Origin of the sequence: Lentzea cavernae (assembly GCF_014653695.1) — a bacterium.
Lineage (GTDB): Bacteria > Actinomycetota > Actinomycetes > Mycobacteriales > Pseudonocardiaceae > Lentzea > Lentzea cavernae.
The window spans coordinates 153,631-167,930 of the sequence record NZ_BNAR01000016.1 but is presented as its reverse complement, the minus strand read 5'-3'; the positions used below and the strand labels follow the sequence as shown (position 1 = coordinate 167,930).

Annotated in this window: 15 protein-coding genes; 3 read left to right on the top strand and 12 right to left on the bottom strand. The window is 70.4% G+C overall.

Annotation, left to right across the window (positions count from 1 at the left end; all coding sequences use genetic code 11):
• Window positions 1–137: 137 nt before the first annotated feature.
• The 10 genes from IE307_RS37165 to IE307_RS37120 all read right to left on the bottom strand — a co-directional run bounded on the left by IE307_RS37165 (window position 138) and on the right by IE307_RS37120 (window position 9,805).
• Complete coding sequence (locus IE307_RS37165) at window positions 138–1,418, bottom strand: tetratricopeptide repeat protein (RefSeq protein ID WP_191304141.1); 1,281 nt, start codon at window positions 1,416–1,418, stop codon at window positions 138–140.
• 10 nt (window positions 1,419–1,428) lie between these two features.
• The gene (locus IE307_RS37160) at window positions 1,429–2,289 is read right to left on the bottom strand and encodes an ArsR/SmtB family transcription factor (RefSeq protein WP_191304140.1); all 861 of its coding nucleotides are present in this window, start codon (window positions 2,287–2,289) and stop codon (window positions 1,429–1,431) included.
• Between the two features lie 319 nt (window positions 2,290–2,608).
• The gene (locus tag IE307_RS37155) at window positions 2,609–3,112 is read right to left on the bottom strand and encodes a DUF2017 family protein (protein ID WP_191304139.1); all 504 of its coding nucleotides are present in this window, start codon (window positions 3,110–3,112) and stop codon (window positions 2,609–2,611) included.
• 132 nt (window positions 3,113–3,244) lie between these two features.
• Window positions 3,245–4,474, bottom strand: a complete 1,230-nt coding sequence (locus IE307_RS37150; protein WP_191304138.1) for an NAD(P)/FAD-dependent oxidoreductase — start codon at window positions 4,472–4,474, stop codon at window positions 3,245–3,247.
• A gap of 43 nt (window positions 4,475–4,517) precedes the next feature.
• Complete coding sequence (locus IE307_RS37145) at window positions 4,518–5,540, bottom strand: polyprenyl synthetase family protein (RefSeq protein WP_191304137.1); 1,023 nt, start codon at window positions 5,538–5,540, stop codon at window positions 4,518–4,520.
• Between the two features lie 15 nt (window positions 5,541–5,555).
• Window positions 5,556–6,596 carry a terpene synthase family protein gene (locus IE307_RS37140; RefSeq protein ID WP_191304136.1) on the bottom strand — a complete coding sequence of 347 codons (1,041 nt, stop codon included), beginning with the start codon at window positions 6,594–6,596 and terminating at the stop codon, window positions 5,556–5,558.
• Window positions 6,597–6,614: 18 nt separating this feature from the next.
• Window positions 6,615–7,967, bottom strand: a complete 1,353-nt coding sequence (locus IE307_RS37135) for a cytochrome P450 (RefSeq protein WP_191304135.1) — start codon at window positions 7,965–7,967, stop codon at window positions 6,615–6,617.
• 220 nt (window positions 7,968–8,187) lie between these two features.
• A complete protein-coding gene (locus IE307_RS37130; RefSeq protein WP_191304134.1) occupies window positions 8,188–8,715 on the bottom strand; it encodes a hypothetical protein in 528 nt (175 codons plus the stop codon).
• Window positions 8,716–8,806: 91 nt separating this feature from the next.
• Entirely contained in the window at window positions 8,807–8,956 is a 150-nt protein-coding gene (locus IE307_RS37125) for a hypothetical protein (RefSeq protein ID WP_191304133.1), read from the bottom strand.
• A 30-nt stretch (window positions 8,957–8,986) separates the two neighbouring features.
• Complete coding sequence (locus IE307_RS37120; RefSeq protein WP_191304132.1) at window positions 8,987–9,805, bottom strand: SAM-dependent methyltransferase; 819 nt, start codon at window positions 9,803–9,805, stop codon at window positions 8,987–8,989.
• 240 nt (window positions 9,806–10,045) lie between these two features.
• Here IE307_RS37120 and IE307_RS37115 point away from each other — a divergent pair, with 240 nt between their 5' ends.
• Window positions 10,046–10,540, top strand: coding sequence for a hypothetical protein (locus IE307_RS37115; protein WP_191304131.1), 495 nt, complete (start codon window positions 10,046–10,048; stop codon window positions 10,538–10,540).
• A 235-nt stretch (window positions 10,541–10,775) separates the two neighbouring features.
• Here IE307_RS37115 and IE307_RS37110 read toward each other — a convergent pair whose 3' ends face one another.
• A complete protein-coding gene (locus IE307_RS37110; protein WP_229905458.1) occupies window positions 10,776–11,477 on the bottom strand; it encodes a response regulator transcription factor in 702 nt (233 codons plus the stop codon).
• Between the two features lie 139 nt (window positions 11,478–11,616).
• Between IE307_RS37110 and IE307_RS37105 the strand changes: the two genes are divergently transcribed.
• A complete protein-coding gene (locus IE307_RS37105) occupies window positions 11,617–12,237 on the top strand; it encodes a helix-turn-helix transcriptional regulator (protein WP_191304129.1) in 621 nt (206 codons plus the stop codon).
• A gap of 5 nt (window positions 12,238–12,242) precedes the next feature.
• Here the strand turns inward: IE307_RS37105 and IE307_RS37100 are convergent, their stop codons facing one another.
• Window positions 12,243–13,544: an FNR domain-containing protein gene (locus tag IE307_RS37100; RefSeq protein ID WP_191304128.1), complete on the bottom strand. Its 1,302-nt coding sequence runs from the start codon at window positions 13,542–13,544 to the stop codon at window positions 12,243–12,245.
• A gap of 317 nt (window positions 13,545–13,861) precedes the next feature.
• On the opposite strand from IE307_RS37100, the gene IE307_RS37095 reads away from it, so the two are divergent.
• The gene (locus IE307_RS37095; protein ID WP_191304127.1) at window positions 13,862–14,101 is read left to right on the top strand and encodes a hypothetical protein; all 240 of its coding nucleotides are present in this window, start codon (window positions 13,862–13,864) and stop codon (window positions 14,099–14,101) included.
• The last annotated feature ends 199 nt before the right edge of the window (window positions 14,102–14,300 follow it).

The following is a 14,300-nucleotide window of genomic DNA, read 5'->3' as shown; positions in this document are numbered from 1 at the left end:
ACCCGGACTCGTGTCGAGCAAGCCTCAGCAGAAGCCCGCACTCAGCGCACCCGAGGTCGCCGGTGATGGCCAAGGCACGGTGAGAACCTCGGATTCGACGTGTGGCCGGGTCGTGCGAGGCGGAGCGAATCCCCGACTCAGCGCACCCGCACCGCACGCACCGCCGCAGGGCGGCGCCCAGCGCCCTGACGCCCAGCGGCAGCCCCGCCACCATCACCACCACCCGGCACGTCCCCTGCCACCACCGACGAGGTCGGGTCGATCCGCTGCGACAGCACGTACTCCTCAGCGGCCTCGGCCACCCGCCCGAGCCGTTCCAGCACGAACCCCCGCAGGTAAGCCGCCCGAGCAGCACCCCACCCACCGAGCGCGATCCCACGGCCATAGGCCTCCAGAGCGGCGTCCAACGACCCGCAAGCGGCCAGCGCGTCACCCTGCAACGCCCAAGTCCGGTCATCCCCCGGACTGAGCTCGACCAGCTCGTCCGCGTACCCCAAGGCCCGCTGCCCCAGCCCGACGGACAGGTGCGTCCGCACCAGGAAGGAGTACAGGGCGTAGGCCTCGTCCGCCCAAGCCAGCCGATCCATCTCACCCTCGGGCGTGATCGAGGTCAGCGACTCCAGCGCACGCCCCAGGAGCCGGTGGGCCTCGGCGATGTCGTGGCGCACGAACGGGACCACGGCGATCGCCCGGTGCAGGCGTGCCCGGTGCAGCATCCCGGCGAACCCGTTCTGCGGCAGCTCGGACGACGCCTTCACGGCCAGTGCGGCGGCGGCCTGCAGGGAGGTGGAGTCGGCGCCGCGTGCGGCGTTGCGGAACACCACGAACAGCGCCAGGTCGCGGCGCGTCGAGGGCGGGAGGCCGGATCTGGCGCCGCGCAACGCCATCGCCTCCACGGCGGAGGACGGGAGGTGGCAGCGGAGGACGGCGAGCTGTTCGAGGGCGAGGTCGGGTGAGAGGACGTGGTTGCGCGGGTCGATCACGGTCAGGCCGATCGCCGCGGCCGCGCGCTGGGGATATCCCAGGCGCAGCAACAGGTCGCAGGCCACGCGGCGGTCCGCGGTGTGCAGGGTGCCGAGTGTTCGTTCGTGGACGCGCCACCACAGCTCTGAGGCCAGGTCGACGGGGAAGGTCGTCATCTCGGGGCCGACTCCGTCGAGGCGGCCCCAGCTCGCAGCCGTGAGCAGGCGCAGGTGGGCGGACGGTGGCGGCTCGAAGCGGGGCACCGCCGAACCGGCGACGAACGCGCGGGCCATGGCGTGGGTGACGCGGGCGTGCAGGGCGGAGTCCGGGGACGGGGCGGACAGGCCGGCGTAGACGCGGCAGGTGACGGGCACCTGTGCGGTGAGCAGGGCGCGCAGGCGCACGGCCAGCGCTCGGGGACTCGGGTCGGTGCGGTACCGCGGCATCGCGGTCATGCCAGCCTCCCTAGTTCAGCAGTTCCCAGCCGCGCCGGGTCAGGCGGTGGCGGACCGACCTGCCGTTGCGGTGGGTGGACACGAAGCCCGCTGTGCGCAGGGCCGTCGCGTGTTGCGATGCCGTGGGCAGGCTGATGCCCACGTGCTTGGCGAGTTCGGTGGTGGTGCGTTCGGAGGTGAGCGCGCGCAGCACCAGGGTCCGGGTGCGGCCCAGGGCGGGTTCGAGGCTGGCGCCGCTCGGCTGAGGTGCCGTGACCGGGTAGAAGAGCAGGGGCTGCGGTTCGGCGAACATCGACACGGCCGGGCGGGTCAGGCCGTTGAGCACCGGCACGAGCAGCATTCCGGTGCCGCGCAACGAGATCTCGGTGTCCCAGCCCAGCTCGACGTGCAGAGCCGGTGAGGTCCAGGAGATCGACGGGTGCAGCTTGCCGAGCAGGTCGCCCAGGCCGCGCGTCGCCACGTGGGACGACCGGAGCCGCACCTCGGCGTCGAACGCCTGGCGCGTCTGCGACCAGTTCGGGCCGAGCAGGTCGCGGAAACCGGAGTTCAGGGCCACGTGCAGGTCGTGGCGCGAGGTCGGGGTGCCGGCCGCGAACGACCTCAGCCACGGCGACGTCGTGCCGAGCATGCTCGCGATCTGGTCGCGCACCCTCGGCGAGGGCACCTCGAGCACCTGGCGCACGGCGTCGTCGAAGTCGGGCCGGGCGGAGTTGAAGAAGTCGGGGATGAACCGGCCGGGCCTGACCAGTTCGGCGAGCGGGCGGAGGTGGGGAAGCAGCAGGCGGTCCCACTTGCCGCCGTGCATCGTGAACACCAGTTCGTACATCGGCAACGGGGCCGGCGCGAAACGCGTGCGTGCGAGATCTTCCAACTCGAAGAGAATCGTCAACCCGCGCCCTTTGGGCGCAGGTTCGGACATCACGATTGGCATGAGCTTCCCCCCGGAGTGCCGCCACTTCCGAAGGTACGCAGGATTCGTTGTCCGGTGCCGCAGTTGCACTGGTTGACAACGATCGGTGGACAAACTCCGACGAGCGGCCCGGCCTGTTCCGGGAGCTTCAGCAGCAGGTCACGGGCGTGTTCGCAGTCCACGTCCCGATTCCTGGCACCGTCACGGCAGGTCCGCCGGCGTCACCCCGTCGAGTGCACGGGACAGGAGATCGCGCGCTGCGGACCACGCCGGCAGCTGATCAACGATGACGTCCTCCATGACCGTGCCCGAGCGAATCGAGCCCTGACGCGATCTCGGTGAGCCACCCCACGGTCGGTTCGACGATCTGCCTGGCGTCACGACCCTCCCCGTCGGTCACCGCGTCGATGACGGCCAGGTACCAGGAGAGGACCCGCCTCCACGGCGACGACTGCTCCGACGTGAGCCGCACGACTCCGCCGGATTCCGGCAGCGTCGCGAGATGATCGCGCACCTGGCCGGCCACCCGCGCCAGGCAGGAGGACTCCTGAGAGGCGAGCACCCAGTCAGGTTCGCCAGGTCCCAGTTCGGCCCGCAACAGGGCGAGCACGCGCGGGTCGGTCGTGGCCTCACCGGGCACGCGGACCCGGCCCAGGGACCGGTAGGAGGCCGCGCGGCGGTCCAGCAGCAGAATCAGACTTTCGGCGTAGGCGCGAAGCACCTCGATCTCGGAATCGTCGAAGTAGCCGACGATCTCGTCGCCACAGCGGTCCCAGCAGATCATTGCTGCAGTACAGCCGAACCAAGGACGAGACGGCCGTGAAGTTCGCCCCCGCGACCCTCCGGCGAGCGAGAACTGCCCTCGATGACAACCGCGCCTCGGCACCAGCCCGAGCGATCTTCCCGGTCAGTACACCTAGGACTTCGCGCGCAACGTGCGGTACACGCGCTTCGCCTGCTCCCGCGAAGGCATGTAGTACAAGAAGAACAACATGCGGGAGAACCAGGCCATCCGGCCGCGGTACGCGACTCCCCACGCCTCCAGCACCCCGGACTTCTGCCCGAAGCCCGCGGCGACGCCGATGCTCTTGAACCCGAACGGCTTCTGCTGCTTCCCGCGCACCACACGGGCGATGTTGTCACCGACCCAGCCGCCTTCCCCGATGGCCCAGCCCGCGTCCACAGGTGCGGGCGCACCGGACTTCAGCGGCACGACCGCCGCGTCACCCGCCGCCCACACGTTCGGCGCCACCTGGAGGGTGCGGTCCGCGATCAACCGGCCGCGGTCGTCCGCGGGCAGGTCGTCCAGGCCCGGCAGCGGCGTCACCCGGTTGCCCACCGTCGCGAGTGTCGTGTTCGCGGGGATCCACAGGCCGTCGTCGAGCTTCACGCCGCCGGCCGCCACCTCCACGACCCTGGTGCCGGTCAGGACCTCGACACCGTTGCGGTGCAACGCCTGCCGGACCAGTTCGCGGCCGCCTTCGCGGAGTTCCCGGGCGAGATCCGCCCTGGAGCTCACCAGCACCACCCTCGGTCCTCCCGCCGTGCCCGTGGACGCGCCGGTGGCCTTGGCGAGCCGCTGGGAGATCGCGATGGAGCTCTCGACGCCTGCCAGTCCTCCGCCCGCCACCACGACGGTCAGCGACGCGGGCGTCTCGTCCGAGGTTCGCGCGGCCTCGGCCACGCACCTGTCGAGGTGGGCGGCGAGGGCACCGGCCTGCCCGAGGTGCCGCAGGCGGAACCCGTGCTCCTGCAGGCCAGGAACCGACGAGACGTCCTCGGTGGACCCGATGCCGACCACCAGGTGGTCGTAGGCGATCGTCACCGTCGTGCCGTCGAGGCACTCCACCTCGACGGTGCGGCGGTCGCGGTCGACGCGGCGCGCCCAGCCCCGCACGTGTTCCGCCTCGGGCAGCGCTTCGGTGATGGGGCTGAGCTGTGCTTCCGGTGGGAGCTCGCCGGACAGGACCTCGCCCGTCCAGCCGTGGTACGAGTGTGCGTCGACCGGTGCGACCACGGTGATGCGCACGTGGCGGCCCGCCCGGCGCCGCAGGGCGCGGTACGCCCAGACCGAGACGTAGCCGACGCCCAGCAGGACGACGTGCTCCCCGGCACGCGAGCCGCGGGATTCGTCATGGGTGTTCATCGGTGCCTGCTTTCGAGTTCAGAACGGGGGTGCGAGCAGGGCGTCAGTTCTTCCTGCCGTGCACGGAGTGAGCGATCTCGGTGAGTTCGTTCGTCACGCTCGGGGGAAGACCGAGAGACGACAGGCAGCGAAGGGCCGCCGCCGTGTGCCACGCGGTCTGTTCGACGGCCCAGCGCCTGCCGCCGCACTGTTCGACCAGCAACGCCATCCGGCGCACGTCGGACTGGCCCAGGGGCCGGGACGACATGAAGTAGGTCGCCAGTTCGAGCGAGTCCCGGCCGCCGCTGTTCAGCGCGGCGACCACCGGCGCGGACTTCTTGCGCCGGCGCAGGTCGGCGAGCACCGGTTTGCCGGTCACCAGCGGGTCGCCCCAGATGCCGAGCAGGTCGTCGGTGAGCTGGAACGCGAGTCCGAGGTGGGTGCCGTACTCCGCGAGCAGGGCCACGACCTCGTCGGACGCTCCGGCCAGCACCGCACCGAGCGAGGCCGCGCAGCTGATCAGGGCCGCCGTCTTCCCGCTCGCCATCGCCAGGTACTCGTCCGGTGTGACTTTCAGGCGCTGTTCGAACGCCAGGTCCTGGGTCTGCCCGAGGATCAGGGCGCGGACCGTCTGGAGCAACCGGCGCGTCGCCCGGGCGGCGTGCGGCGAGTCCGCCTCCAGGAGCACCTCCGCGGCCGCCGCGAGCAGCGAGTCCCCGGCGAGCAACGCGGCGGGCGCGCCGAAGACCGTCCACGCCGCCGGCTGGTACCGGCGTTCGGTGTCCCCGTCCATCACGTCGTCCTGCAACAGGCTGAAGTCGTGCACGAACTCGACCGCGACGGCCGCGGCGACGCACATCTCCGCGCCGGCACCCGTGCCCGCTCCCGCCAGGACGGCGAGGCGGGAACGCAGACCCTTGCCCAGAACGCCCGTCGCCGGTTCTCCCTCCGCCGTGAGCCAGCCGGCGTGGTACCCGGCCACGACGGAGACTCCGGGGCACAGCCGGACCACGTCGTCCTGCAACGCGAGCACGACCTGGGCACGAACCGCGTCGACGTCGATCGCGGTCGTCAGCGTGGCGGTCATCGGCACTCCTGCGGGTCAGAGCGGTTGAGGTGCGGCGAGGCCGGTGTCCGTGGTGAGGCGGACGCCGTCGGGCACCAGGTATCTGGCGCAGCCGTTCGACCAGTCGAGGTTGGCGCGCATCCACGACCTCATTCCGGCGACGAACGACGCCAGTGCGTCGAGCTCCGTCCGCTCCAGGCCGAGCCATCCCCGCGTCAGGCGGTCGAGATCCCGTTCTGCCGCGAGGAATTCCCCGACCTGCCTCGCGACGAGGTCGTAGGCGGCGGTCACGGCACCCCGGGGGTCGAGCCCGCGCGCCTTCGCGAGCACCAGGACGCCGTTGGTGGTCTCGCCGTTCGCCAGTTCCTTGGGCAGCGAGACGATGTCGTTGACCCACACCACCACGTCGGACGCGCGGTCGAACATGGTGCGCAGCTGCTCGGTCTCGTGCAGCAGCGCGGGCACTTCCTCGCCGTTCGCCACCTCCAACAGGTCGAGCGACGGCGTGATCCCGCCGGACGCGCGCCGGAGCTGCGTGTAGCCGAGGAGGTCCGGCGTGTGGTGCTGAGCGCGGTTGAGCGACTCGTACTTGAACGCCGCCACGAAGTGCGCCATGTGCTGGGTGAACCGCATCCGCCACAACGGGCTGCGGTCGCGGGCCAGTTCCGCCCACACCCGCGCCAGCACGGCGTCGAGCCGCGTCCGCACGTCCGGGGCCTCGCGACCGTCCGGCGTCAGCACGCGCAGCAGCCGTTCGAGGGCTTCCGCGTGCCCGCCGACCGGGTGGTCGTAGCAGTCGTCGATGACGAACGCCCAGGTGAACCAGCCCGCCACCGCACGGACCCCGCCGGGCTCGATGCGCGGGTAGGCACGGGCGACGAGCTCGCCGAGATGCGTCCCGGCCAGCTTGCGGCGTGCCCGTTCGTCATCCAGCAGATCGAACTCGTCGGCCCACTCGAGAATGCTCCGCTCGATCACGTCGGCCAGCGGCGAGATCTCCGGCCGGAAGTCCAGCAACGGGTGGCCCGGCGGCGGTGACAACAGCAGCTCGGTGCCGTAAGAGGACATCAGGGTCATGACACGACTCCTTCCGGTTCAGCGGCGCTCGAGCACCAGCGGCAGGTCACCGGGGGTGAGCTCCGCCTTCACGAACGGCTTCATCTCGTGGCCCGGCACGGCGGTCAGGCGCCACCTGGCCGCGATGGACGCGACGGCGATGGTCATCTCGTGGTTGGCCAGGACGTCACCGATGCACTTGCGGCTGCCGCCGCTGAACGAGATCACCGCGTTGCGCGGCAGCTTCTTCAGCCGCTCGAGTTCCCACCGCTCCGGAACGAACTCGTCCGGGTCCTCGAAGACCGCCGGATCGCGGTGCAGCGCGTACGGGCTGAACAGGATGCTGGCCCCTTCCGGCACGGGGTGACCGGCGAGCGTCGTGTCCGCGGCGGCGCGGCGCGTGATGAACCACACCGGTGGGTACATCCGCAGCGCCTCGTTGATGATCCTGTTGGTGTACGGCAGTTTCGCGAAGTCCTCATAGGACGCCGTGCGGCCGTTCAGCACCGCGTCGACCTCCTCGTGCAGCCGGGCCTCGACCTCCGGGTGCCTGCTGAGCAACCAGAAGGTCCACGCCAGCCCCGACGCGGGCGTCTCGACACCGGCGGCGAGCACGGTCATCAGCTCGTCGCGGATCTGCTCGTCGGTGAGGCCCTCGCCGTCCTGGTCCTCGCCGGACAACAGGATGGACAGGATGTCGTCGCGTTCGCGGTCGTCCGCGCGGTAGGCGGCGACCATGTCGGCGATGACGTCGTCCAGGCGCCCGAGGGCGGCGCGGAAGTCGCGGTTCGCCTTCACCGGCACCTCGTGGATCAGCGGCAGCGGCAGGAACATCCGCCGGTACACGCCGTGCCAGACGATCGGGAACGAGCGCCGCACCTCCGCGATCGCCGCGCCGCTGACCCGTTCGTCGGAGAACATCGCCTGCGCGGTGACCCTCGTGGTGAGCCTGCTCATCTCCTCGAGCACGTTCACCCGTGCGCCGTCCTCCCACGACTCGACCAGATCGCCGACGTGGGACCGCATGACCGCCGTGTACCCCTCGATCCGCGCCTTCTGGAAGGCGGGTTGCACGAAGGAGCGCTGTCGCTTGTGGACGGTCGAGCTGCAGGTGCCGATGCCGTCGCCGAGGATCACCCGCATCTTGTCGATGAACTCGCCGCCCTTGTCGAACGTGCGCGGGTTCTGCAGGACCTCCTGCACCACGTCGTGCGTGACCGCCATGTAGGCGACCTCCCGCCCGAGCCTGACCTTGACGAGATCTCCCTGATGACGCAGGGAGGGCAGGAAGTTCAGCGGATCGGTGAAGATCTGCAGGGCGTTGCCGATCAAGGGCAGTCCGCCCGGCGCCTCACCCAGCCGGTAGTCGGAGCTCTCGTGCACCACCGTCATGACATCACCCGATCACAGGACAGGAACAACTCGTTCAGACGAAAACCGGAGACGTTCGGGACAACCCGTGCGCCACAACGGGGCGCGGCAACTCTTCTGCGTCGAGATAAACACCCGGACGGCGGATGTAGACCTACAGCCGCCCGACCTCTGCGCTTTCTTCCGGGCTCTCTTCCCCGGAGCACGTCCGTCCTGGCGCGGGCGGTGCCGCGTCACCCGATCAGCGATGGCGGTCGTGCAGTCGTTCCACCGGAAGAACTCCGGTGTCCGACCGCTCGCGCAGGCCGGAGGCGAGGCCCGTGAGCCAGGTGACGGTGGGTTCCGCGACCTTCCCCACGGCGACGCCGGCCGCGTCGGTCACCGCGTCGATCGACGCCAGGTACCAGCCGAGCGCTTTGAGCCACGACGTCACCTGGACCGCCGTCAGCCGCACGATTCCTCCGGAGTGCGGGAGCGTGCCGAGCTTCTCCCGCACGCGCCGGGCCGCCTCGGTGACGCACCGGACCTCCTGGCACGCCAGCACCCAGTCCGGTTCCGACGAGCCGATCTCGCAGCGCAGGATCGCGAGGATCCTCAGGTCGTCCGTCGCGGCGGAGGGGATCGACGCCGATCCGGACCACGACTCGTACGAGCCTGCCCGGTGGTCCAGCAGCCTGAGCAGGCTCTCGCCGTAGCCGCGCAGCACCTCGACCTCGAACTCGTCGAGGTAGCCGACAACCTCGTCGCCGCAGCGATCCCAGCAGATCATCGTGCCATTGGAGCGGTCGGTGCGGCTCCACCCGGCACTTTCGCGGCATCGGGAGACCGACGGCCGGGATCCGTGCCCCTGCGCACAGCCCTCATCCGTCTTCAGGCCGGTGTTCCTCGCGCAGGGCCACCAACCGGGCTCGCGCGGCCGCCACGACGTCTTCCGAGGACTCCGCCGCCTCCTGGGCGACGCGGTTCACGAGAGTCGCGACGGTGTCCTCGTGCTCGTCCTGCGCCACCATGGGATTCTCCGAACACTCCGTTGTGGACGGTCAGCGGCGCTTGACGGAGACGCCCGCCAGGACCGCGTTGTGAGGGACGCCCCGCTCCACGAAGCGCGGCCGCAGACCGGGCCAGACGTGCGGCAGGGACACGACTCCCGGCTTGACGAGGGTCGTGCCCCCGAACATCGCCCGGACACCGGAGATCTCGCGGTGGCGCACCGCTCCCCTGCCCGCCGTCAGCAACGACGAGGCCGCCGACCGGTGGGGACCGGCGAAACCCGGCGCCCGGTGGGTGACCGCGATCATGCTGTCCGCAGCCACTCCGGCGGCGTAGCGGGTCATCGTCCGCTCGGCCTCGTCGCCGGTGCCGAGCAGGTCGAGCACCCCCACCGCGAGCACCCCGACCGGCTGGTCCAGCCGCAGCCACCCGTTGTCCGCGCAGGTGACCAGCACACCCTCCACGTCCCTGATGTCCGCGTGCAGGTAGTGGCCGGAACCGCTGTCGCGCAACAGCAAGCTGCCGTGTTCGAACGCCGCGAGGTCGTGGTCGACGTGCACGACGACGGTTCCGCGCTCCAGGTAGGAGGCGACGTCGTGCACTCCGCCCCACGACGGCAGTCCCGCCCCCAGGTCGAGGAACTGGCGGACGCCGCGCCGCAGCATCATCAGCACGGCGTCGTTGAGGAAGCCGCGTTCGAGGCGCAACAGGTGGCGCACCAATGGAACGGCGCTGGAATGCGCCTCGGCGAACTCGCGGTCGAACACGAAGTTGTGGTGCCCGCCGAGCAAGTGGTCGTGCACGCGCGCCGCCGAGGCGAAGGTCCCGGACGCCAGGTCCAGTTCCGATGTGCTCATGTCGTCGGCCAACGCCGCCTCCCCCGGTTGCCAGGACTCGAACGTAGGTCGGTCTCCGACGCCTCTACCAGCCGGTTGCCCGTTCGTCCGACGACGTCGACACGAAACAACCAGCACGGTTTTTCGCGGCTGCACCAAAGGAAGCGAACTCTTCCCGAACCTCCCGAGTTCGTCGCTGACGGGTCGAGCCGGGCTTAGCGTCGTGACGGACCGCGACGTGCGGAGTCGGGCGAGGATCGGGAGGAGGCGCCGGTGATGACCCACAGCGCGATCGCGGCACGCACCAGCACGCGGTGGTACCGGGAGAAGATGGCCTGGAACACCAGGAAAGCGGGCAACGCCGTCCACCTCCACCTCGGAACCGGCGTGGTCGCGTTCGACGTCCCCGGTGACCGGATGATCCACGTGCACGAACTGCTCCTGCACCACGAGATCAGCGCGCCCGTGCTGGTGGTGACGAGTGCGCGCGAGGTCCGCGCCGTGTTCCTGGCGGAGGCGGACGGCGTTGTGCTCGGCCAGTTCCAGATGCCGCTCGGCGTCTCGTACCTGACCTGTCCCGGTGTCGTCGAACTGCCGTTGCTCGACCGTCTCGGGCAGGACCGCAGGTGGTTCGTGACCCCGGATCCCGCGTCGAGGTGGCTCTCCCCGGCGAGCGCCGTGCTCGCCGCGATCATCACCTCGACCCGGCCGTCGTCGCGCCCGCGCCGGAGCGTCCTGCGTCTGGAGCCGCGGCAGCTGATCGGCTGAGGGACGGACCCGGTGTCCGCTGTGCGGCCGCGGGCGGCACGGCCGTCCCGGGTTCCGATGCGCATCGGAACCCGGGACGGGCACTCCGTGGCGCGGAATGCGGTGGCGCGGTTCGCCACGCCGGAAACCCTAGAAGTCCCCGAACGCGGATTCACCGGAATTGCCCGATCTTCGATCGGATCCTGGACGAAAGTCCATCACCGCGAATTTCAGGAAAAAGAGGGCGAGTCGTTCCTCACAGCTCCTCACCGAAGCGGAACCCGACGCGCTTCACGGTGTGCAGGAAACGTGGCCGCGCCGCGTTCTCACCCAGCTTGCGGCGCAGTGCGGCCACGTGGACGTCCAGTCGTTTGCCCGCCTCCTCGTGCTCACCCCAGAGCGCGCTCAGCACGGCCTCCCGCTTCACCACCCGGCCCTGTCCGCCGACCAGCAGGACGAGCAGGTCGAACTCCAGCCGGGTGAGCTCGATCTCGCGGTCTCCCACCGCCACCCGCCTGCTCCTCGGATCGATCTCCAGCGCGCCGGTCCGCATTACGCTCCCGGTCTGCCCGTTGAGCGCCACGCGCCGCAGCAGAGCCTTGACCCGTGCCACGACCACGGAAACGTTCAGCGGTTTGCCCACCACGTCGTCGACACCCGCGTCGAACGCCGTCACGACCACGTCCTGTCCCGCGGTCTCCGCCGCCAGCACCACGGGACCGGTGTGGACGGTCCTGATCCGGTGCAGCGCGGTGCGGTACCCGAGATCGGGAAGGCGCTGCGCCAGGACGACGAGGTCCGGCACCTCCGCGGCCGCCAGGTACGCGCCCTCCGCACCCGTGCCGGCGGTGAGCACGGTGAATCCGGCTGATTCCAGCTCAGCGGTCAGGGCAGTGCACGAGCTCCGGTCCGGATCGGTCACGAGAACTGTCGGCGGTCTGCCTCGCAGCGATTTCAACCACTTCTCCACTCGTGCGCCCGGAATTCCCTTCCGAGATTAGGCCGAACGCCGGCGCAGGGCGGTCAGGTTAAGGAGAAAGTGACCTTCGTGCGGGAGATTGTTCCTTCCCGAACCACACGACGACCAGGATTGTCCGATGGAATTTCTTCAGGCCGCCGTCTTCGCGGCCGATCCGCTGACCGACGCAGGCCTCACAGCACTGCTGCGCGAGTTCGGGGGAATCGACGTCGTCCCCGCCGGATCCGCGCAGCGGGCCGAGGTCGCCGTCGTCTCCGCCGAGACCATCGACACCGAGACGCTCGCGCTGCTCAGCGGCGTCACCAGGACCAGCTCCGCTCACGTCCTGCTGGTGGCCGGCCGGCTGCGCGCGTCGGACCTGCCGGTGCTGCTCAGCAGCCGGATCCACCGCGTGCTCGACCACGCGACCCTCAGCAGCATCGACCTGGTCGAGGCGGCGTTCGAGGCACGCAGGGCCGACGACGTGCTGCAGCGCTACGACATGGCGCAGCGCGCGGAGAGGCTGCGCGCCCAGCACGTTTTCGCGGACGACGACGCGGAGGACACCCACCGGTTCACGCCGCGCGAGATCGCGGTCCTGCGCCTGCTGGCGGACGGGGTGGGCACCGCCGAGGTCGCCACCAGGTTGAGCTTCTCCGTCCGCACGGTGCGGAACATCATCGCGCAGATGATGACGCGCGTCGGTCTCGCCAACCGCTCCCACGCCGTCGCCCGCGCGATCCGCGCCCAGGCGATCTGACCCGCTCACCCGCCGAACGTCGGCACCCCGTCCCGTGCCAGGCCTTCCCGCACCTCGCGCACGACCTCCCTGCTCCCGGCCACGCCCACGGCGTCCGAACCGGCGCTCGAGTGGAGCTCCCTCGCCATCTCCAGGAAGTCCACATCGGGCTGGACGGAGGTGTCGACGATCACCAGGTCCGGCGCCAGAACCTCCACGCGGTCCACGAAGTCCATGCCGTAGGCCCGGACCGGTCCGTGGACGACCCACACCAACTCGGTGCTGTTGCCGGTCCTCGCGAGCCTGGCCAGCCCTTCGGCGATCGCGGTGCCGGTCACGACGAAGATCGCCGACCGGTGCAGGTGACCGAGGTACGAGCCCGCCAACGCGGGCGCCGCGTGCACCCACAGGTGCGACTGCGGGAAGTCGACCAGATCGCTCACCCAGTCGAGCCGCCGCGACACCACCAGGGTCGCACCGCCGCGACGCGGTTCGACGACGAGCGTGAACCGGTGGCACGGTCCCAGTGGTGTCCTGCTCACCATCGTGAGCGCACCAGGTCGTGCCCGCTCGAGCCCCAGCCTCAACTCGACCACCTCGCTGGAGACGCGGACGACCTCGACGGGAACGCGGCGCAACCGCAGCCACGGCAGCACCAGCAGCGCACTGGTCGCGACCAGCAGCCAGAACTCCGGTGACGGCAGCACCGCTTCCGCCCAGAACGTCCCGCGGTGCCGCCGGACCAGCACGAAGTCCATCTGCAGCCACAGCAGACCGACGACCGTCCAGGTCCCGCACCGGTGCAGCACGCGGAAGAGTCCGGGCGCGCGGTGCCGGACGGGTCCCACCGCCGAGATCTGCACGCCGGTGAAGGCGACCACCAGGAACCCGTTCACCGCCACGCACGTCGGCGGGTAGACGTCGGACCGCAGCATCGAGCCGTTCATGACCAGGAACCACAGCGTCGCCGACAGGGCGAACCCGACGTGCAGGCCGCCGTACCCCTCCGCCCATCCCGCGACACGGCGCACGGCGGGCGACCTGCCCCGCCCGAGCGCGACGGCGCACCGGTAGGCGCTGTCGGTGGCCGCCGCTGAGCGCAGGAGGACCGCGACGAGGAGGTTCAGGAGCACCAGGCGCAGGGCCACGTGCGCGGGGACACCGACCTCGAGCGGATCTCCCGGCGCCACCGCCAGGTATCCGATCGCGACGCCGGCGTTGGCCGCCGGCACCACGGCGGCGAAGAAGTTGTAGGCGGTGCGGCGAGGGCGCCGCGGGAGCTCGTCGCGTTCCTGTTCGCGATCCCGCTCGACCATGGGGCTGTTCACCGGCGGCAGCCTGACAGCGGCACATCATCGGCCCCAGCGTCCGCTGAGCGGTTTGCCCCGGCTCGTGCGAACTCTGCCCTCCCGGCGTGGTGTCCGGAGAGTCCTTTGTGCACAGAGCGGCTCCGATCGACCTCCCCCTCTTCGCGACTTCGGCACGCAGCAGTCGCCCACCTCACTCGAACGGAGTCTTCAGTCCGGAGTGGACTGAGTACATCCGGACAAGGACCCGTGTCCGGCAGACCCGACTCCGACGGCAGGCCTGGACGCGCCGCGCTGAGTCGCGGGAACGTGGACGACGTCGCCCACGAGAGGAAACGGTGTCCGCTCGACTCGTCGCGCTGCTGGAGGAGCTGATCGAGCAGCGGCGCAGTGAGAACCACCACGAAGAGGCAGAACACCTGACGGACCTGCTGATGGCCCTGGCGAGCGCGGACGAGTTGTACGCGGCGTTGTTCCGCGACGACGAGAACGCGATGGTCTTCCACGCCGAGGTGCTGAACCGTCAGCTGGACAAGGCTCGGGCGCTGGAGTCCAGGACCTCGTTCCCGCGCCCGTGATGGTGCCCGGCAACCGGCAGGGGGCTGCCGGGCACCACTTTCCTCCTCGGTTTCCCGGGATCATCGATCGATCGCGGGCTCCCACGACTTGCGAACAAGGGGGAATTCCCCCGTGGATGGCGCGCTCACCGCTCCGCGACCACTTCCAGGCCCGAGCGCGGCAGGCTAGCAGACGAACCTCGCCGGTTCCGTCGAAGTG

Excerpts from the sequence above, each read along its gene's own strand:
- IE307_RS37165 (WP_191304141.1), bottom strand. The coding sequence starts at position 1,418 with ATGACCGCGATGCCGCGGTACCGCACCGACCCGAGTCCCCGAGCGCTG.
- IE307_RS37155 (WP_191304139.1), bottom strand. The coding sequence starts at position 3,112 with ATGATCTGCTGGGACCGCTGTGGCGACGAGATCGTCGGCTACTTCGAC.
- IE307_RS37150 (WP_191304138.1), bottom strand. The coding sequence starts at position 4,474 with ATGAACACCCATGACGAATCCCGCGGCTCGCGTGCCGGGGAGCACGTC.
- IE307_RS37145 (WP_191304137.1), bottom strand. The coding sequence starts at position 5,540 with ATGACCGCCACGCTGACGACCGCGATCGACGTCGACGCGGTTCGTGCC.
- IE307_RS37140 (WP_191304136.1), bottom strand. The coding sequence starts at position 6,596 with ATGACCCTGATGTCCTCTTACGGCACCGAGCTGCTGTTGTCACCGCCG.
- IE307_RS37135 (WP_191304135.1), bottom strand. The coding sequence starts at position 7,967 with ATGACGGTGGTGCACGAGAGCTCCGACTACCGGCTGGGTGAGGCGCCG.
- IE307_RS37130 (WP_191304134.1), bottom strand. The coding sequence starts at position 8,715 with ATGATCTGCTGGGATCGCTGCGGCGACGAGGTTGTCGGCTACCTCGAC.
- IE307_RS37125 (WP_191304133.1), bottom strand. The coding sequence starts at position 8,956 with ATGGTGGCGCAGGACGAGCACGAGGACACCGTCGCGACTCTCGTGAAC.
- IE307_RS37105 (WP_191304129.1), top strand. The coding sequence starts at position 11,617 with ATGGAATTTCTTCAGGCCGCCGTCTTCGCGGCCGATCCGCTGACCGAC.